We start from the raw sequence: 18,548 nt of genomic DNA on the forward strand, positions 1-18,548 counted from the left end.
GCAAGGCGCCCGCCCCGTTCAACCTGAGCCCGGATCGGAATGCCGCTCTTCGACGTCCTGCCGCCGGACCTGTTCAAGCCCTTGGCGGCTCCGGCGAAGCGGCTCTATTCCGACCTCCTCCTCCATGTCTTCCACGAGACCTTCGAGCCGTCTGCCGAGGCGCCGCGGCGCGCGGACGTCCTGCGCGCCATCGAAGCGTTCCTTCTTGCGCGCGAAAGCGAGGGCGAGGAGGGCGACGTTCCGGCGGGCCGGCCGGAGGAGCGCGCCCGCGCCGTCTACGACCGGCTGGTCGAGACCGGCTGGATGGTGGAGCACCGCGACCGCTACCTGCGCCTTGTCGACCTCGACCCGGAGGCGGCCGGGCTCCTCCACCTCCTGTCGCGCATCGAGCGGGGCGAGACGCGCTCCTATGGCGGCGCGGTCCTGGAGGTCCTGTCCGGCCTCGAAGGCGCGGCCGCTCATCCGGACGAGCGCTCCGAAGCCCTGCGCAACGCGCTTCGCGGCGCCGAGGACTTCATGGGCCACATGCGCACGGTCGCGGTGTCGCTGCGCCAGGCGGAGGAGCGCATCCTGCGCCAGCCCTCGCTGCGCGCCATCTTCCGCCAGTTCTTCGGCGACTTCGTCGAGCGCCACCTGATCCGCGACTTCAAGACCCTGCAAACCAAGGACAACCCGTTCCGCTTCCGCACCGCCATCATCCGGCAGGCGACGGAGATGATCGAGAACCGGGCGCTGCTCTCGACGCTCGGCGAGGCCTATGGCCGCGAGGGGCGGCTCGACGCGGGGCGCGACGGCGAGGAGGAAATCCGCGAGGAACTCTCGCGCATCGTCCACGTCTTCGAGGCGGCCGAGCGGCATCTCGATTCCATCAACGCGACGGTGGCCCGCATCGAGCGGCGCATGGTCAATGCCGCCCGCCACATGGACCGGATCGCCGGCGGCTCCACGGCCGACCTCGCCGAGGCGCTGCGGCTCGTCGCGGCGCGGGCACACGAGGGCGAGGTGCCGGTCGCGCCGGTGCTCCTGCCACGCATCCTGCCGCTCGGGCCGCCGCACGTGCCGGCCCCCCGGCGCGACAAGGTGCCGGTGGCTGCCGTTCCCTTGCGCGACCTCGCGCCCGATCCCGCGGCCCTGCGCTACGCCCGCGCCAAGGAGGAATACGTCCGGCGCACGCGCGTGACCGCGCCGGTACTGACCGCCTATGTCGAGCGGGTGCTCGGCGGGCGCTCGGAGATCCGAGCGCGGGACGTGACGCTATCGTCGGTGGACGATTTCGTCGCCTTCCAGCGTCTCCGAGAGCTGCCTTCGATCTTCGGTGGCCTCTTGTCGAAGCGCTACGAGATCGAGTTCCTGGACGAGCGCTGCGCCAACCGCTGGATCACCTGCCAGGACTTCGTGATCCGCCGCCGGCCGGGAGCCCATGCCGATGCCGCCTGAGACCGACGAGTTCCGCGACATCGTGGAGGGCGACTGGGCCGGCGGCCACATCGCCGGCAAGCGTCCGACATCGGAGGAGATGACCCGCGCCCTGCAGGTGATGATGACGCGTCAGTGCGTCTATTCGCACACGCCCAATATCGGGCGCAGCTACGACCTCGTTCGCGCCTATCCCACCTTCTTCGAGCGCTATTTCGGCTCGCTCGGCTATCGGCTCGTGGTGTCGCCGCGCGACCAGATGGTGGCGCTCTCCGTCCCCGCCGACGCGCCACGCTACGACGGCCTGTTCGAGCGCCTGCGCAAGGACGAGACGGTCGTGCTGCTCGCGCTCCGCCTGATCTGGGAGGAGGCGCTGCGGGCTCACGAGGCCGGGGATGCCGGCGTCGTCGATGCCACGACGGACGACCTCGTCGACCGCATCGCCGGCATCGCGCAGGTTCCGCCGCCCGACGAGCCCCGCCTTCTCGACATCCTGCGGGGCTTTGCCCGCCACGGCGCGGTGCGCCTCGGCGAGCGCGACCGGGTGCGGCGCGTCTCGCCGCTCGCCATCCTGCCCGGCATCGGCATTCTCGTGCCTGATTCCTATGTGAAGGAGCTGATCCTGTGGGCGGGCGCCCCCCAGCCGCTTTCCTCCGAGGGCGGAAAGGGCGACAACAAGAGCGAACCGCCGTCCGGGGACGAGCCGAATGTATAGCCTCAGGCGGATCTCGCTTTCCAACTGGTACCTGATCGACGCCAAGGACATCGACATCCGCGGCGAAGCGGCGCTGATCGGCCCGACGGGCGCCGGCAAGACCTCGATCCAGGACGCGATCCAGACCGTCATCACCGGTGCCAGCCAGAACCGGCTGAACCTTAACGCCAGCGCGAGCGGACGCTCCTCGCGCTCCGTGCTGGAATACTGCCTCGGCATGACGGGCGATCCGGCCGAGAACGGCCGGCCGCTGCGCCAGTCCTGCGAGACGCTGCTGGTCCTCACCTTCGCCAACGACCAGACGGGCGAGCCGATCGCGGTCGGCATCGCCATGGCGGCGCGCCAGGGCGAGGCGCGCGAGGAAATCCTGTCCCGCTTCATCGCGCCCGGCCACGCCTTCTCGCTGGAGACGGTGCGCCGCAACCAGGGCGGCGTCGAGACGGTGATGCCGTGGAGAGAGATCGCGGCGTCCTTGCGCGAGAGCTGCCCGGCCTTTGCCGAATACAAGTCGTCGGCGGAGAAGTTCACCGCCGAGATGCTCGTCGCGATGCGCGGGCCGGGGTCGGCTCCCAACGCGCGCCATTTCCTGCGTGCCTTTTCCAACGCGCTCGCCTTCCGCCCGATCTTCGACCCGACCGTCTTCGTGCGCGACTTCGTGCTGGAGCCCGACCCGCTCGACGTGGAGCGCGTGCGCGCCTCCATCGCCACCTGGCGCGAGCTGGAGGGGCTGATCGAGGAGGCCGAGGCCAAGCACCGTCACGTCTCGCGCATCGCCGCGAAGTTCCTCGGCTGGGGCCGCGAGCGGCTGGCGGCCGATCTCGGGCGTTGGCGCGCGGGCGCCTTCCAGGCGCGGCGCACCGGTCAGGAGGCGTTGTCGATCCGCCGTGCCCTGAAGGAGCGCGAGGCGGAACTGGCGCTGGAGCAGGGCGTGCTCGCGACCCGCCGCGAGTGGATCCGCTCCTGGGACGAGGAGATCCGCGACAAGACGGCCCGGCTGGCGGCGGCCGGCGGCGAGGGGCGCCTGCGCGAGATCGCCGCCGAGACGCGGCTCAACGAGCGCGACATCCGCGAGATCGAGCAGGGCTGGGGCCGGATTTCCCAGGCGCTCGGCACGCTCGCGCGTCTCGTCCTGCGCCACGCGGACGACCTGCCGGCCGGCGCGGTCGAAGCCGGGCGTGCCGCCGCCGAGGCGCTGACCCTGGTGCGCGACGGGGACTCGTTCCTCGACCATGCGCGCGGCAAGGGCGACCGGCTGGAAGAACTGGTTGCGGCGGCCCGCCGGGCGGACGGCTTCGAGGCGGCGCTCGACAAGGTCACCGAGCGGCTCGGTGCCCGGGCTCATGCGCTGGAGAGCGAGCTGGAGCGCCTGCGCGGCGCGCTCTCGCGCCCCAAAGGGGCGGGGGGCACCCTCTCGCGCGAGGCTTCGCGGCTTCTCGCCACGCTTCAGGCGGCCGGCATTCCCGCCGTGCCGCTCTGCGATGTCGTGGACGTCGCCGACCCCTCCTGGCAATACGCGGCCGAAGCCCTTCTCGGGCGAGGTCGCGAGGCGCTGATCGTGGAGCCGGCGCTGCTGCAGCGCGCTTTCGACCTGATGTGGCGCGACCGGAACGCCTTTGCCGGCTGCACCCTGGTGAAGACGTCGGCGACACGCTCGATCAACGCGCGGCCCCCCGCCGGCAGCATCCTCGAGGCCTTGGCGACGGACGATCCGCACGCCCGCGCCTTCCTGAACGTGCGCATCGGCGCCTTCCGCAAGGCCGAGACCGACGCCGAGCTCGACCGGCTGGAGCGCGGCGTCATGCGCAACGGCAAGACCTCGTCCGGAATGGGCCTGTCGGTCCAGCGCGACCTCGGCGACCTCCTGTTCGGGCGCGGCGGCGGAAAGGGTGACGACGGCGCGGGGCTGGAAGCCGAGCGCGCCCGGCTGGAGGCGGAACTCGCCGAGCTGCGGGCGCGCCTGCGCGAGGCGCGCGAGGGCGCCCGCGCGCTGGGTCCGGTCGTGGCTGCCCTGTCGCCCGAGGCGGGACCGGCCGAGCTGGAGCGCCGCGCCATGGGCGTGCGCCAGCGCACGGACGAACTCCTGCGCGACCGCCGCGCCCTGGAAGAGGGCGAGGCGGCGGCGCTGAAGGCCGAGATCGAGGAAATCCGGGCCGAGCGCGACACCTATGCGGCGGAACTCGCCGAGGAGGTCGAGCCCAAGGTCGAGACGCTGCGCCAGACGGTGGCCAATCTCAAGGCGCGCGGCGACATGGCGTCCGAGCGGCACCGCGCCGCCGTCACCCGGCGCCGTCGGGCCTGGGCGGTTCTGGCGACGGAGGCGACGGCCGAGCTTCTCGTGCTGACCCGCCCGGGCGAGGACGCGGCGACGCTGGCCTCCCTGTGCGCGGGCCTTCGCGCCGAGATCGCGGCCGGCGAGGCGGAGCGGCGCGATGCGGCCGCCTGGCTCGCCTCGGCGCGCAACGAGGCGGAGGCCGCGGCCGAAGCGGCGGAGGGTACCGCGCGGCGCGAGCAGCTTTCGGCGTTGCGGGAACTCACCGAATATGCCGGCCGCTGGAACCAGCCGGTTCCCGCCTTCGACGGCGACACGATGGTGCCCGCGCTCGCCTGGGTCCTCGGCGAGGCCTCGCGGCTGGAGACGCACGAGCTGCGCGGACATCGCGACGCCTGCGTGAAGGCGGCGGCCGAGATGCGGCGCATGATGCGCGAGGACCTTCTGGCCCGCCTGTCGGAGAAGCTGGCGCGCGTCGGCTACCGCCTTGCCGGCATCAACCGCCTCCTGAAGCGCCACCGCTTCACCGGTCAGACCTACGCCTTCTCCTATGCCGTCAACGGACGGTTCGAGGGCATGCACGACCTCGCCCAGCGGGCGGCCGAGGGCCAGCTCACCGACGAGATGTTCGATACGTCGATGGGCGAGGTGGAAGCGATGATCGAAGGCGCGGAGGACGCGGCGCTGCTCGCCGACTACCGCCAGTACTACACGTTCGAAATCGTGATGAGCGATGCCGAAGGCAACCGGACGACCTTGTCCTCGCGTGCGATGAAGGGCTCGGGCGGCGAGGCGCAGGTGCCCTTCTACGTCGCGATCGCGGCCTCGCTGGCGCTCGCCTATTTCCCCGACCATATCGCGGGGCGCCCGGTCGGCATGGGGCTCGCCCTGTTCGACGAGGCCTTCAACAAGCTGGACGTGCCCAACACGCAGGCGCTCCTGCGCTTCTTCCGCGACATGGGCCTCCAGCTCCTCATCGCCGGCCCGGAGGACAAGCGCGCGACCTTCACCGAGGTGCTCGACACGATCATCCTCGTCAACAAGTCGCTGGACGGGCGCGCGGTCTATATCGACACGGAATATCCCGGCGAGACCGCCAAGGAGGCGCTCGCCCGCCTCAACCCCGACCATCGCGGCGTGGAAGGCTTCCGCTCGGCGGCGGAATAGGCCGATGGCGACGATCCGCCCGATCCGGCCGTCCGACGCCGAGGGGCTTCTTGCGGTGTGGCGGGAGACCTGGCCCGCGACATACGGGCCGACGCTCGGCGCTGCGGCCGTCGCGGCCATGCTGCACTCGCTGGACGAGGGCGTCGCCGCCATGCTCCCGCCCGGCACGTCGGACGGGTTCTGCGCCGTCGACAGTGGGGTGGTCGTTGCGACGGCGATCCATTCCGTCGGGCGACCCGTCGTTCATCTCTGGGGTGTCTACGTGCGGCCGGATCGCCAGGGCCAGGGACTGGGAAAGGGCCTGATGGACGCGGTGCGCCGTGCCGCCGGCACCGCTCCGATCGAATGCAGGGTGGTGGAGCGGAGCGAGGGCGTCGTCAAGTTCTACAGGGCTCTGGGCTTTCGGATCGTGGGGGAGGAGGCCACGACCATCCTGCGGGGCGTTGCGGAACCCTGCCTCGTGATGCGCCTGGGAGCCTAGCCAAGCAAAAGCCCCGCGCGCCGGCGGAGGCGCACGGGGCTCGGGAGGATCAGACGCTGCTGTCAGTCGTTGTCGCGCGCGAGAAGACCCAGCACGAACCCGATGGCGCCGGCCACCAGGAGCGACGACAGCGGATTGTCGTGCACGGTGCGGCGCACGGCGCGGGTGCCCCGGTTGGCATAGACGCCGGCGTTCTCGTAGAGATCGGCGGCGTATTTCGAGGCGTCGTGCGTCGCCTCGCGCAGGGCGTCCTTGCCCTGGCCATAGAGGTTCTGAGCGGTGCCCTCGACCTCGCGCCGGCGTCCCTCGGCCGAATCCCGGTCGGATCCGAACGCATCGCCCACTGCGCTCTGCAGCTTGCCGCCCAGTTCCTTGGCGGTGCCCTCGAGGCGGTTGCTATCCATGGATGCGAAACTCCCTATAGGCATGCGGCGCGGCCGCTTCACCGCGTATAAGTCGTTAGGCGACGATTGGTTCGCACGTTGCGGAAATTTAAGCGCCGGTCTCGCGCGGCTTTGTGCGGCGCAACGGAAGGCCAGCCGAAACGAAAAAACGCCCTGCCGGGGGAGGACCGGCAGGGCGTCGAGAGTAAAGCCTGCGTGGGAGGAGGATCGCAGGCTTCGATCCGCTTCGGCCTTTGGGAGGAGGTTGGCCGTCGCGAAACTCTGGAGCTTGGGTGGCGGCTCGTAGCCGCTGTGTCCGTTGCTCTGATGATTGGAATATACGGTCCCGCCACCGAATGCTGTAGTGCAAAAAACGCATAGCTGCATTGCGGTACAAGTCTGCGTTATTCGGCTGGGCGGCGGTCACTCCGCAAACCCGTGGGCGGCTATTCATCATTTTGTCATATGGGGTGACAGTCAGTCGGACGGACCATAGCGTGGCGCCGTTTCTGAGGGGTGCCATGAATCGTCTCGAATTTTCACCAAGCTTCGCCAGGCTGTTGGCGGGGCTGGTCGCCTGCATCCTCGTCGCCGCCCTGTCGACCCCGTTCTATTGGGGCCTGCCGGGTGCGGCGGGCGAGAACGGACCTTTGGAATGGACGCAGGAGGCGCTGCTTCTGGTCGCCGTGGTGTTCTCGGGCGCGGCGGCCGCCGCCTTGCGTGGGGCGGAACGCATGGCGGCCTTCTTCGCGACGCTTCTCTACCTCGTGTTCCTGTTCCGGGAACTGGAACTACCCGAGATCGGTCCGGTGACGACCTATCTCGGGTCGGAAGCCTTCCGCTGGCATGAAGCGCTCGTGCTGGCGGCGCTGGTGCTGCCCTATGCTCTGCTGCGCCGCCGCCATGGGCGCGCGCTCATCGCCTACGGCCTGAGCTTCAAGGGCTGGCCCTTCGCGCTGGCGGCCCTGTGCGTCGGCATCGGCGCCCTATTCGACGGTGCGCCCAGCCTTGCCGGGGTTCTCCACCTCGGCACGTTCCTGGAAGAGACGGCCGAGCTTGTCGCCTATGCGATCCTTGCCGCCGCCGCCGGCTGGGTTCTGGCCGGCGTCCATGGCGGCGAAGCCGTCGACGGCGTGTCGCGCGATCCGCTGGGATGCGGGGCGGCCCGCTCCTAGTATCCGATCGCCGCGCCTGCCGTCGCGCGGCTGTCGATCGCCCCGAAGAAGCGCTCCTTGCGCGTCGGGTCGCGGTCGGCAAGGCTCGGGCCTCCGATCAGGATGCCGGCCGCCTCGCCCCAGACCGGCCAGTCCGGATCCTTCGCCACCTTGTGGCCCTTGGCGGCGAGAAGCGCGATCGTGTCGGGCGAGAGGGCGTGCGGCTCGATCGTGATGCGGTCGGGCTGCCACTGGTGGTGGATGCGCGGTGCGTCGATCGCTTCCTGAATGTCCATCCCGTGCTCGATCACGTTGAGGATGGCTTCGAGCGTGATGGTGATGATGCGCGAGCCGCCGGGGCTGCCGATCACCATCAAGGGTTCGCCGTCCTTGGAGACCACGGTCGGGCTCATGGAGGAGAGGGGCGACTTGCCCGGCTCGATGGCGTTGGCCTCGCCCTGGACGAGCCCGTAGAGATTGGGAACGCCCGGCTTCTGGGTAAAGTCGTCCATCTCGTTGTTGAGGAGGACGCCGGTGCCCGGCGCCACCACCCGCGCCCCGAAGGAGCCGTTCAGCGTGTAGGTCACGGCGACGGCGTTCCCGTCCTTGTCCACGATCGAATAGTGCGTCGTCTCGCGGCTCTCGCCCATGCCGGCGGGCTTCAGCTCGGCCGAGACGCCGGCACGGTTGGGATCGATCTTGGCGCGGATGGCGGCCGCATGCTCTTCCGACAGGAGCTTTTCCACCGGGTTGTCGACGAAGTCCGGGTTGCCGAGCGCCGAGTTGCGGTCGACATAGGCGTGGCGCATCGCCTCGGCCATGAGATGGACGGTCTCGGCCGAGCCGAAGCCGGTATAGGCGATCGGGTAGGCCTTCAGGATGTTGAGGATCTCGCAGATGATGACGCCGCCCGAGCTCGGCGGGGGCGAGGAGACGATCTCGTAGCCCTTGTAGTCGCAGCGCACGGGCGCGAGCTCGCGCACCTTGTAGGCCTCGAAGTCGGACGCTTCGAGGATGCCGCCGTTGGCGCGCGAGGCTTCCACGATCGCCTGCGCCGCCGGGCCGCGATAGAAGCCGTCCGGCCCCCGCTCCGACACGGCGCGCAGCACGCCGGCAAGGTCGCTCTGCACCAGCCGCTCGCCCACCGCATAGGGCTCACCGCCGGCCTTCAGGAAGATCGCGGCGGCGGCCGGGTCCTTGGCGAGGTCTTCGTTGCCCTCCGCAAAGCTCGCGACATCGCCGGGCGACAGCGCGAAGCCCTCGGAAGCCAGGCGGATCGCCGGGGCGATCAGGTCGGCGCGCTCGCGCGTACCGTAGCGCTCGCGCGCATGCTCGAAGCCGGCGACCGAGCCCGGCACGCCGACCGCGAGGTAGCCGTCGGTGGACAGGCCTTCGACCGGGTTTCCGTCCTTGTCGAGATACATATCGCGCGTGGCCCGCCCCGGCGCGCGTTCGCGAAAGTCGATGAAGGTGGAGCGCCCGTCCTTGAGGCGGATCGTCATAAAGCCGCCGCCACCCAGATTTCCGGCGGTCGGGTAGGTGACGGCGAGCGCGTAGCCGACGGCCACCGCCGCGTCCACCGCGTTGCCGCCGGCTTTGAGCACTTCGACGCCGACCTCGCTCGCCAGCCTCTGTGCGGTGACGACCATGCCGTTCTCGCCGGCCACGGGCGCCGGCGAGGCGGCGAAGGCGGCGGCGGTCTGCAGGAGGCAGAGAGTCAGGATGCCGGCGCGGCCGGCTCGGATCAGGCGTTGCACGGGCATCGGGCCGCTCCCTCTGGCGATGGAATCGACCGCAGGATGCAACAGGACGGGCGCTCTGTCGAAACCAAAGCGACATGACGGCGTCGTCCGGGTGAAACGGGAGGCGGTCAGAAGGGGGCACCCGAACAGGAGATCCCCATGCTCGCCCGTCTGACCCGAGTTCTCGACGCCCGCCGGCGCCGCCGGGCCGCCCGCTTCGATCTCGCCCATCTCGACGCCCGCCTTCTCGCCGATATCGGTCTGCGGCGGGCGGGAGACGGCGAGGGGATCGAGCGGCTCAAAGTCGATTGAGGCCTTGGAGCGCCCAACAATACCTCCGGGCGGACGGCCGGCGACGACGCATCGGCGGCAAGGACCCGGCAGACCGACCCCGTGAGGTTTTGTCAGGCGCTCTTAGCCCTTCACCTCGACCGCGCGCGTCTGCGAGGCCACGGCCTCGCCGTCGCGCAGCACCTCGACCGACACGGTCCAGCGGCCGGGCGCGAGCGGACGCTTGCGGCCGGCAAAGCCCGAATAGACGGCCTGGTTGCGCTCCAGCGGCGCGCCCGACCCCTCGAAGAACGGCGTGCCGTCCGGCGCCACCATCCGGAAGGCGAGCGTGTCGCCTTTGGCGAGGTTCGTGACCCAGGCCCAGACGATGGACGCTTCGCCGCCGGCCGGCGGCGTCGGCGGCGCCCCCTCGACCACGAGCCGCCCGTAATCCACCGGCGCGCCGGCAAGGCCGAGGTCGAGGACGTCCGTCGGACCCTTGGCGAGAGCCGCGACGGCTTGCTTGTCGAAGAGCGTTCCGGCGAAGGTCGGTCCGGTCGAGCAGCCGGAGCCCACCGTCTTTCCGGTGGCCGGGTCGATCTTCTCCCCGTTGCGGCGGACGGACAGATGGACATGCGGGAACTCGGCGGCGCCCGAGGCGCCGATCTCGCCGAGCCTGGCGCCCGCCTCCACCCGGTCGCCCGTTTCCACCGCCACGCTGCCGCGCCGGAGATGGCAAAGCTGCGTTTCCCACCCTTCGCCGTGGTCGATCACGACACCGTTGCCGCACTCGACATCGGCGACGGTCGCGCGGTCGGCCGCCGTCGGGCCGATCAGCCGGTCGGGCATGGCGTCGCGCACGCCCTTCACGGTGCCGGCGGCGGGCGCCACCACGGCGACGCCGCGCGCGACGTCGGCCATGGAGGGCACGCGGATGTCGAGCCCGTCGTGCCCGTTATAGGCGGCCATGCCGCAGAACGGATCGGTGGCGCCGGACCCGGCGTCCATGTCGGGCCACTGCTGCACGAAGCACTCCTCCCCGATCGCGCAGGCGACGGGCAGACCCAGCCGGAACTCGGCCCGCGCCATGCCGGAGCCGCAGCAGAGCGCCGAAAGGGCGAGCGCGATGGTGGTCGGTTTGAGCGTCATCGAAGGTCTCGCCTCGCATCCGATGGGGTGGCGAAGGCCTCGGCCCGAAATCGGGCGAGGGGATGACGGCAAGGCCGGACGTCCTGCGCGACGCTGAACGGCGGCGCGTGCCGAGGGGGAAGCGAATAGCGATTCCCTGCTCGCAAATTTGTGTTGGCGATACCCGTTCGGCTAAGGATCGGGTCTACACGACCGCCAGCGGACGCTTCGACGAATCATGGTCGCCATCGACATCGCCACCCGGGTCTGGAACCACACGTTCAAGCTCGACCCCATCGTCCGCTCGCTGCTCGACACGGACTTCTACAAGCTCCTGATGCTGCAGATGATCTGGGGGCTGCACGGCGACACGGACGTCACCTTCCGGCTGATCAACCGGACCCGGACCGTGCGCGTCGCCGATGAGATCGACGAGGGCGAGCTGCGCGCGCAGCTCGACCACGCGCGCACGATCCGCTTCTCCAAGCGCGAGATGATCTGGCTGGCCGGCAACACGTTCTACGGCGAGCGGCAGATCTTCCGGCCCGCCTTCCTGGAATGGCTGAAGGACTTCCAGCTCCCGCCCTACGAACTCGCCAAGCGGGACGGGCAGTACGAGCTGATGTTCCGGGGCCGCTGGACCGACACGATGATGTGGGAGATCCCCGCGCTCGCCATCATCAACGAGCTGCGCTCGCGCTCGGCGATGAAGACCTACCGCCGCTTCGAGCTCGACGTGCTCTACGCCCGAGCCAAGGCCAAGATGTGGGAGAAGGTCGAGCGGCTGGACAAGCTGCCGGCCATCCGCATCTCCGACTTCGGCACGCGGCGGCGCCATTCCTTCCTGTGGCAGCGCTGGTGCGTGGAGGCTCTGAAGGAAAAGCTCGGGTCCCGCTTCATCGGCTCGTCCAACGTGCTTCTGGCCATGGAGGCCGACCTCGAGGCGATCGGCACCAATGCGCACGAGCTCCCCATGGTCGCCGCCGCGCTCGCCGAGACGGAGGCGGACTTGCGCGAAGCGCCCTATCGCGTTCTGGAGGAATGGCAGAGCTGGTACGGCGGCAACCTCCTCGTCGTCCTGCCCGACGCCTTCGGCACCGCCTCGTTTCTGGAACGCGCGCCCGACTGGGTGGGCGACTGGACGGGCTTCCGGCCCGATTCCGCGCCCCCGATCGAGGGCGGCGAGGCGATCATGGACTGGTGGCGCTCCAAGGGGATCGACCCGCGCGAGAAGCTGCTCGTCTTTTCCGACGGCATGGACATCGACACGATCGAGGAGACCTACCGGCACTTCGACGGGCGGGTGCGGATGAGCTTCGGCTGGGGCACCAACCTCACCAACGACTTCCGCGGCGTCGCGCCGGAGGAGAACTTCGGCCTCCATCCGATCTCGCTGGTCTGCAAGGTGATGGAGGCGAACGGGCGCCCGGCGGTCAAGCTGTCGGACAATCCGGCCAAGGCGACGGGCCGGCCGGAGGATATCGAGCGCTATCGCCGCGTGTTCGGCACGGCGGCGAAAATTCCGCGCGCGGTGACGGTTTGAGAATTTCGTCCCTTCTCGACCCCGCGCCGTTCGTGCAAACCGGACCCCGATCGGACGCGGGGCTTTTGCTGCGCCGCGTCAGGCTCTATCTCCGGGGCCACGAGAGAACTCACTGAGCCTTAAGGATCGATCATGACCGCAACCGCCGAGATCGCGGCCCAGGCTTCCGGCGCGCCGAGCTTCCCCATTCCCGCCAACGTCTTCGCCGAGACGGTGACGGAGGTGAAGCACTACACCGACAGCCTGTTCAAGTTCCGCATGACGCGGCCGGCGAGCTTCCGCTTCCGCACCGGCGAGTTCGCGATGATCGGCTTGCCCAATGCCGAGAAGCCGGTGTTCCGGGCCTATTCGATCGCCAGCCCCTCCTGGGACGAGGAGTTGGAATTCTTCTCCATCAAGGTGCCGGGCGGCCCGCTGACCGAGCATCTGCAGAAGATCCAGCCCGGCGACACGGTGCTGATGCGCAAGAAGCCGACGGGCACGCTGGTGCTCGACGCGCTTCTGCCCGGAAAACGCCTCTACCTCTTCTCGACCGGTACCGGCATCGCGCCCTTCGCCGGCACGATCCGCGACCCGGAGACCTATGAGAAGTTCGACCAGGTCATCCTGACCCACACGACGCGCACGCTGGCCGAGCTCCACTACGGTGAGGAGCTGGTCGAGGCGTTGAAGACGGACGAGATTCTCGCCGAGATCAGCCAGGGCAAGCTCCTTTATCACGGCTCGGCCACCCGCGAGGGCGAGCACAAGGGCGAGCGCATCACGACCCTGATGGAGACCGGCAAGCTCTTTACGGATCTCGGCGTGCCGCCGATCGACCCGACCGTGGACCGCGCGATGATCTGCGGCTCCATGGCGATGCTCAAGGACACGGCCGCCATGTGCGAGCGCTTCGGCCTCGTGGAAGGCTCCAACGCCAATCCCGGCACCTATGTCGTGGAGCGCGCCTTCGTCGACTGATAGAACGGGCCGTTCCTCGAACGGAGAGTTCCGATGACCGCCTGGACCCCTGTCGCCGACTTCGACGCCGCCTACGACAATTCGGCGGCGGTGCAGGGCTCCGCCGGCATCATCGCTGAGCTTCCCCGGCTCGCCGCCGCCTTTCGCGAGGCGGCCGGAGCGCGCGGGCACGCCGAACTCGACATCCCCTACGGCCCGAACGCCCGTCATCGGCTCGATCTCTTCCGGCCCGACCGCGATCGGGCGGAGGGGCTCGTGGTTTTCGTCCACGGCGGCTACTGGAAGGCTCTGGACAAGTCGGTCTGGTCGCACCTGGCGCGGGGGGCACGCGACAACGGGTTCGCCGTCGCCATGCCGAGCTACCGGCTGGCGCCCGAAGCGCGGGTCGCGGAGATCGGCGAGGACGTCGCGCGAGCCATCGTCCATGCCAGCCGCATGGTGGAGGGGCCGATCCGCCTCGTTGGGCATTCGGCCGGCGGCCACCTCGTCACGCGGATGGTCGCGAGCGGCTCGCCGCTGCCGCCCGCCGTCATGGCGCGCATCGACCTCGTGGTACCGGTCAGCGGCCTCTCGGACCTCAGGCCGATCCGGCGCACGCGCATGAACGACGTCCTGCGCATCGACGCGGCGGAAGCGCGAGCCGAAAGCCCCGTGCTGCTGGAACCCGTCCACGACTGCCGCATCGAGGCGGTGGTGGGTGCGGACGAGCTGCCCGAGCTGCGCCGGCAGACGCATGCGCTAGCGTCCAACTGGTCCGGGCTCGGCGCGCGCATCGCGGGCGGCGAGATCGCCGGCACCCATCATTTCGACGTGGTGGCGAGCCTTGCGGAAGCCTCGGGCCGCCTCGCGCGCCTTTTGACGGCGGGCGCGTCGCGCTGATAGGGGGAGGGCCGGAGGGTCCGCCATGCAAGCCATCTTCGTTCAGTTCAAATGCCGGCCGGGCAAGGCCTATTCCGTCGCCTCCGCGCTGGTGGAGACGGTGGAGGAGATTTCCGAGGTCTACTCGACCTCCGGCCAGTACGACCTCATCGCCAAGTTCTATCTGGAGGCCGGCCGCGACATCGGGCACTTCGTCACCGAGCGCCTCCAGGTGCTGGACGGCGTCTCGGACACGTTCACCACGGTCGCCTTCAAGGCGTTCGGGCGCGCCTGATGGCCTTGCCCTGCCGCCTCGCCGTCGTCGTGTCGTCGCCGGAGGAAGCGCGTCGCGCCCTGGAGGGCGGGGCGGATTACGTGCTCGCCCCGACCCGGCGCGAGCGCTCCGGGATCGGCGTGCCCGAGCGCCTGCGCGAGGGCGGCGACCAGACTCTGTTCGCCATCGCCGCGGACGAGGCGCTGCCCGCAGAGCCGCGGCAGGTGCGCAGCGTCGAGGCCCCGATCGACCCGGCGCCGCTGGCGCGGGAGGGTGTCGCCATCCTGCTGCTCGATCCCGGCCGTCCGCTCCTGCGCGCCTTTTCGCTGGAAGCGCTGGCCGATCTCGTGTCCGCCTGCCGGTCGGCCGGCGTCGAGTGCTGGCTCGCCGGCACTCTGGAACTCCCCGATATTCCGCGCCTGGCCGTGTTGAAGCCGGACGCGCTGGTGCTGGACGGGCTCGACGAGGAGGTGCTCGGCGCCGCGCGCCGGATGCTGCTGGCGCCGGAAGCTGCCGCGCCTGCCGGGCCGACTGACCTGATCCGCGTCACCAACTTCGTCCTGACCGCCAGCGTCGGCGCCTATGGCTTCGAGCGGTCGCGCCCGCAGCGCGTGCGCTTCAGCGTCGAGGCGGCGGTGCGCCGTTCGAGCCCGGGCGTGCCGCGCGCCATGGGGGAGGTCTATTCCTACGACCTCGTCATGGATGCCGCCCGTCGGCTGTGCGAGCGGGGCCATACCGACCTCGTCGAGACCCTTGCCGAGGAACTCGCGGCCGAGCTTCTGGCCGACGCCCGCGTCGCGGAGGTGATGGTTCGGGTGGAAAAACTCGATCTCGGGCCGGAAGCGGTCGGCATCGAGATCCGTCGCCGGCGTTCGACCTGACCCAAGGCTCGCGATTCTGAGACGAGGGAACCTTCCAACGCGGCCGAAACTTGTTCAAAATGCGACGCGGCGCACCGATGTCCAGGGTGTCCGAGCGTTGAGTTGGGAGTTGGCACCATGGAGGACGTTCTCGTCGTCAAGTTCGGCGGAAGCTCGATCGCGTCGACCGACCTGCCCAAATGGGTGGAGGCCATCGAGAAGTCCCGGCGCGCGCTGGTGATCGTTCCCGGCGGCGGCCCCTTTGCCAAGCTCGTGCGCCAGTATCAGACACGGATCGGCTACGACGACGCGGCGGCCCATCGCATGGCGATCCTCGGCATGGAGCAGTTCGGCCACGCGCTGGTCAGCTTGGGTACCCGCCTTCGCGCCGCCGCCACGATCGACGCCATCGCCGCCGCGCATGCGGAAGGGCTCATTCCCGTCTGGATGCCGGCCAAGCTCGTGATCCGCGCCGACGAGATCGAGCATAGCTGGAGCACCACGTCCGACAGCCTCGCCGCCTGGCTCGCGGCGCGCATGGACGCCGCCTCGCTCTGCCTCATCAAGCAGATCGACCTGCCGCCCGACTCCACCATCGAAGCGGTCTCGGCGGCGGGCGTGGTCGATCCGAGCTTCGCGACGCTCCTTCACACCGCGACGCGGGTCTTCATCGCCGGGCCGTCCGATCTCAAGGTCGCCGGGCGCCGCCTTTCCGAAGGCACGGTGCCGGGCCGCGAGGTCGCCCACGAGAAGCAGGGCGGCTTCGTCGAAGCCGCGCAGTGACCCTCGACCACGCCGAAGCGACCACCCCTTCCACCGATAGGCCCGACCCCGGTCCACCCCGCCTCCAGCGTGCCTGGGGGCAGGCGATGGCGCTGGTCGGCGCGTCCCGGCGCGGCCCGGTCGAGCGCACCGGCATCCGCCGCCTCCACCAGGCCGGCTGCGTCAAGCTGCGCTTTCCCCGCCTGCCCCGAGCGGCCTGCGAGGCGGTGGTCATCAACACGTCGGGCGGACTGACCGGCGGCGACCAGATTTGCATGGAGTTCGACGTCGAGCCGGGCGCCGCGCTGACCGTGACGACGCAGGCCTGCGAGCGGGTCTACCGGTCGAGCGGCGGGACAGCCTCCGTCGACGTCTCGCTGCGCCTGCGAGCGGGGGCGACGCTTGCCTATCTCCCGCAGGAGACGATCCTCTTCGATGGAGGGCGCCTGTCGCGCAGGCTCGACCTCGACGCCGCAGCGGACAGCCGATTTCTCCTGGCCGAAAGCGTGCTGCTCGGCCGCGAGGCCATGGGCGAGAGCGTGCACGAGGGGGCGATCGCCGACCGATGGCGGCTCCGCCGGGACGGGCGGCTGATCTTTGCCGAAGACCTCAAACTGAGCGGCGCCGTCGGGTCCATCGCAGCCCTGTCCTCCACCCTTGGCGGCGCGCGGGCCTTCTCCACCCTGGTCTGGCAAGGTCCAGAGCCCGGCGCCATGCTGGCGAGGGTGCGCCGGGACCTGGAGGCCACCGAAGGTGCCAGCCTGGTGGATGGTCTTCTCGTGGTCCGGATCGTGGCCCAGGACGGCTACCGTTTGAGAAAACGTCTCATGCCGATGCTGGCGCTTCTGGCGCAGGCCCCGCTGCCGCTTGTATGGTCGCTCTAGCGTCCAGTCCCGAAACGGAATCGATCCCGATGAATCTGACCCCGCGCGAAAAGGACAAGCTCCTGGTCTCCATGGCGGCGATCGTCGCCCGCAAGCGTCTGGAGCGCGGCGTGAAGCTGAACCATCCGGAAGCGATCGCGCTGATCACCGATTTCGTGGTGGAAGGCGCTCGCGACGGGCGCTCGGTGGCCGACCTCATGGAAGCCGGCGCCCACGTGGTCACCCGCGATCAGGTGATGGAGGGGATCCCGGAGATGATCCACGACATCCAGGTCGAGGCGACGTTCCCCGACGGCACCAAGCTCGTCACTGTGCACGAGCCGATTCGCTGAGGGCCGTTCCCGGCACCATCGCGACGACCTCGGCCTTGGGAGCGGCCACCACGAAGCGATAGCTGCGCTCGGCGTGCGAATAGTAGGCCGGGCCGCTTGCCCCGTTCATGGTCACGACGCGGACCCGAAAGGGCTCGGGCGCGCCGGCGGGGATCGCCGTGCCCATCGTTCCCAGAACCGCGACAGCCAGCGCGGCCACTCCTGTCAGCTTGCGTTTCATGGTCGTTCGGTCCCTGTTCCGCCGGTTCTCCTTGTCGGTCGGCGCTTGCCCGCCGCCGCTGACCGGCTTGTCCATGCTCCAAAACTAGCAGGCCAAGGTTTCGATCCGGTGTCGCGGACGGCGCGTCAGGTTTCCGGCATGTTGCGGTCGCGCGTTTTTTGACACGCGTTCGCCGGCGCCGCATGATCGTGCCAGACGGCAAGCATTCACGAAGGGCGTCGACGATGATTCCAGGCGAGATCCTGACGCGCGAAGGCGAGATCACCCTGAACGAGGGCCGCGAGGCCTTGTCGCTGCGCGTCGCCAACACCGGGGATCGCCCGATCCAGGTCGGTTCGCACTATCACTTCGCCGAAACCAACGCGGCGCTCGACTTCGATCGCGCCGCCGCGCGGGGCATGCGCCTCGATATCGCGGCGGGAACGGCTGTGCGCTTCGAGCCCGGCCAGTCGCGCGACGTGCGGCTGATCCCCTTTGCAGGTGATCGCCGCGTCTACGGCTTCAATGCCCGCGTTTCGGGGTCGCTCGACGGCTGAAACCGGGCCACGGCACGGCTGCCGTCAGTAGCCGCGCGAGTCCGGGGTCGCGTTCGGGCCCATGCGCAGGGCTGCACGGATAGCGCCGAGATCGACGTTCACGCGCGGGCGCGGAATGTTGTAGAGCGACGCCGGTCCGGCGCCCGCCTGACCATAGGCCTGGCCGCCCGCGACGCCCGTCCCGCCGACGCCGGTTCCGCCGATCGTGGTGGCCGCACCGACGTTTCCGGTGCGCGCGGCGGCATCGGCGTTGATCGGGTTGAGGGTGCCCGAGCCCGCCGTCGCACGCTGCTGGGTGCCGGTGGCGCTGGAGCCGACACCGCCCGACGAGCCAATGGGATTGCCGGCGCCCCCAAGGCTGGGCGAGACGCCGCCCGAGCCGCCGATTCCAGCACCGCCCGAGGCGGACGAGCCCACGGAGTTCGATGCCCCGCCCAGCGACTGCGCCCCGGCCGGCTGGACCAGCGAAAGCCCGGCGAGAACGGCGAGGCCGAGAAGGGACTGCGAAGCGCGGCGCATGGATCGGACCTTTCGGTTGGGCGCGCGCCGCGAATCGGGCGTCGGCGGCCATAGACGGATGCGGACATCCTATCC

The 18,548-nt window shown here is 70.0% G+C and carries 20 protein-coding genes; 15 read left to right on the forward strand and 5 right to left on the reverse strand.

Translation table 11 applies throughout. From position 1 onward, the window contains the following. Nucleotides 1-39: 39 nt before the first annotated feature. From O5O54_RS11970 to O5O54_RS11985, 4 genes are read left to right on the forward strand one after another with little or no spacing between them, the layout of a single operon-like run. Nucleotides 40-1,437: a Wadjet anti-phage system protein JetA family protein gene (locus tag O5O54_RS11970; RefSeq protein ID WP_279482007.1), complete on the forward strand. Its 1,398-nt coding sequence runs from the start codon at nucleotides 40-42 to the stop codon at nucleotides 1,435-1,437. Then, complete coding sequence (locus tag O5O54_RS11975; protein ID WP_279482008.1) at nucleotides 1,427-2,131, forward strand: DUF4194 domain-containing protein; 705 nt, start codon at nucleotides 1,427-1,429, stop codon at nucleotides 2,129-2,131. Before O5O54_RS11970 ends, O5O54_RS11975 begins: the two co-directional genes overlap by 11 nt. Continuing rightward, the gene (locus tag O5O54_RS11980) at nucleotides 2,124-5,567 is read left to right on the forward strand and encodes an SbcC/MukB-like Walker B domain-containing protein (protein ID WP_279482009.1); all 3,444 of its coding nucleotides are present in this window, start codon (nucleotides 2,124-2,126) and stop codon (nucleotides 5,565-5,567) included. Before O5O54_RS11975 ends, O5O54_RS11980 begins: the two co-directional genes overlap by 8 nt. Nucleotides 5,568-5,571: 4 nt before the next feature. Beyond that, a complete protein-coding gene (locus O5O54_RS11985; protein ID WP_279482010.1) occupies nucleotides 5,572-6,048 on the forward strand; it encodes a GNAT family N-acetyltransferase in 477 nt (158 codons plus the stop codon). Between the two features lie 62 nt (nucleotides 6,049-6,110). Here the strand turns inward: O5O54_RS11985 and O5O54_RS11990 are convergent, their stop codons facing one another. Beyond that, the gene (locus O5O54_RS11990; protein WP_279482011.1) at nucleotides 6,111-6,452 is read right to left on the reverse strand and encodes a CsbD family protein; all 342 of its coding nucleotides are present in this window, start codon (nucleotides 6,450-6,452) and stop codon (nucleotides 6,111-6,113) included. 500 nt (nucleotides 6,453-6,952) lie between these two features. Here O5O54_RS11990 and O5O54_RS11995 point away from each other — a divergent pair, with 500 nt between their 5' ends. Continuing rightward, nucleotides 6,953-7,606 carry a hypothetical protein gene (locus O5O54_RS11995; RefSeq protein ID WP_279482012.1) on the forward strand — a complete coding sequence of 218 codons (654 nt, stop codon included), beginning with the start codon at nucleotides 6,953-6,955 and terminating at the stop codon, nucleotides 7,604-7,606. On the opposite strand, the gene ggt is transcribed toward O5O54_RS11995, so the two are convergent. Continuing rightward, nucleotides 7,603-9,348, reverse strand: coding sequence for a gamma-glutamyltransferase (gene ggt, locus O5O54_RS12000; protein WP_279482013.1), 1,746 nt, complete (start codon nucleotides 9,346-9,348; stop codon nucleotides 7,603-7,605). The genes O5O54_RS11995 and ggt overlap by 4 nt on opposite strands. 138 nt (nucleotides 9,349-9,486) lie before the next feature. Here ggt and O5O54_RS12005 point away from each other — a divergent pair, with 138 nt between their 5' ends. Continuing rightward, a complete protein-coding gene (locus tag O5O54_RS12005) occupies nucleotides 9,487-9,639 on the forward strand; it encodes a DUF1127 domain-containing protein (protein WP_279482014.1) in 153 nt (50 codons plus the stop codon). A 102-nt stretch (nucleotides 9,640-9,741) separates the two neighbouring features. On the opposite strand, the gene O5O54_RS12010 is transcribed toward O5O54_RS12005, so the two are convergent. After that, nucleotides 9,742-10,746: a M23 family metallopeptidase gene (locus O5O54_RS12010; protein ID WP_279482015.1), complete on the reverse strand. Its 1,005-nt coding sequence runs from the start codon at nucleotides 10,744-10,746 to the stop codon at nucleotides 9,742-9,744. A gap of 217 nt (nucleotides 10,747-10,963) precedes the next feature. Between O5O54_RS12010 and pncB the strand changes: the two genes are divergently transcribed. From pncB to O5O54_RS12050, 8 genes are all read left to right on the forward strand, one after another. Continuing rightward, entirely contained in the window at nucleotides 10,964-12,268 is a 1,305-nt protein-coding gene (gene pncB / locus O5O54_RS12015; protein ID WP_279482016.1) for a nicotinate phosphoribosyltransferase, read from the forward strand. 132 nt (nucleotides 12,269-12,400) lie between these two features. Further along, nucleotides 12,401-13,228 carry a ferredoxin--NADP reductase gene (locus tag O5O54_RS12020; protein ID WP_279482017.1) on the forward strand — a complete coding sequence of 276 codons (828 nt, stop codon included), beginning with the start codon at nucleotides 12,401-12,403 and terminating at the stop codon, nucleotides 13,226-13,228. Nucleotides 13,229-13,261: 33 nt separating this feature from the next. Next, complete coding sequence (locus O5O54_RS12025; protein ID WP_279482018.1) at nucleotides 13,262-14,107, forward strand: alpha/beta hydrolase; 846 nt, start codon at nucleotides 13,262-13,264, stop codon at nucleotides 14,105-14,107. A 25-nt stretch (nucleotides 14,108-14,132) separates the two neighbouring features. Further along, nucleotides 14,133-14,381: an Lrp/AsnC ligand binding domain-containing protein gene (locus tag O5O54_RS12030; protein WP_279482019.1), complete on the forward strand. Its 249-nt coding sequence runs from the start codon at nucleotides 14,133-14,135 to the stop codon at nucleotides 14,379-14,381. Further along, nucleotides 14,381-15,241, forward strand: a complete 861-nt coding sequence (locus tag O5O54_RS12035) for a dihydroneopterin aldolase (protein WP_279482020.1) — start codon at nucleotides 14,381-14,383, stop codon at nucleotides 15,239-15,241. Before O5O54_RS12030 ends, O5O54_RS12035 begins: the two co-directional genes overlap by 1 nt. 117 nt (nucleotides 15,242-15,358) lie before the next feature. Next, nucleotides 15,359-16,003 carry an amino acid kinase gene (locus tag O5O54_RS12040; protein ID WP_279482021.1) on the forward strand — a complete coding sequence of 215 codons (645 nt, stop codon included), beginning with the start codon at nucleotides 15,359-15,361 and terminating at the stop codon, nucleotides 16,001-16,003. Continuing rightward, nucleotides 16,000-16,866 carry an urease accessory protein UreD gene (locus O5O54_RS12045; RefSeq protein ID WP_279482022.1) on the forward strand — a complete coding sequence of 289 codons (867 nt, stop codon included), beginning with the start codon at nucleotides 16,000-16,002 and terminating at the stop codon, nucleotides 16,864-16,866. Before O5O54_RS12040 ends, O5O54_RS12045 begins: the two co-directional genes overlap by 4 nt. A gap of 29 nt (nucleotides 16,867-16,895) precedes the next feature. Continuing rightward, nucleotides 16,896-17,198, forward strand: coding sequence for an urease subunit gamma (locus tag O5O54_RS12050; protein WP_279482023.1), 303 nt, complete (start codon nucleotides 16,896-16,898; stop codon nucleotides 17,196-17,198). Here the strand turns inward: O5O54_RS12050 and O5O54_RS12055 are convergent. Then, nucleotides 17,173-17,418, reverse strand: a complete 246-nt coding sequence (locus O5O54_RS12055; protein ID WP_279482024.1) for a hypothetical protein — start codon at nucleotides 17,416-17,418, stop codon at nucleotides 17,173-17,175. The genes O5O54_RS12050 and O5O54_RS12055 overlap by 26 nt on opposite strands. Before the next feature lie 224 nt (nucleotides 17,419-17,642). On the opposite strand from O5O54_RS12055, the gene O5O54_RS12060 reads away from it, so the two are divergent. After that, entirely contained in the window at nucleotides 17,643-17,954 is a 312-nt protein-coding gene (locus O5O54_RS12060) for an urease subunit beta (RefSeq protein WP_279482025.1), read from the forward strand. A gap of 24 nt (nucleotides 17,955-17,978) precedes the next feature. On the opposite strand, the gene O5O54_RS12065 is transcribed toward O5O54_RS12060, so the two are convergent. Further along, nucleotides 17,979-18,473: a hypothetical protein gene (locus O5O54_RS12065; RefSeq protein WP_279482026.1), complete on the reverse strand. Its 495-nt coding sequence runs from the start codon at nucleotides 18,471-18,473 to the stop codon at nucleotides 17,979-17,981. Between the last annotated feature and the right edge of the window lie 75 nt (nucleotides 18,474-18,548).

The organism is Aureimonas sp. SK2 (genome assembly GCF_029813115.1).
Lineage (GTDB): Bacteria > Pseudomonadota > Alphaproteobacteria > Rhizobiales > Rhizobiaceae > Aureimonas.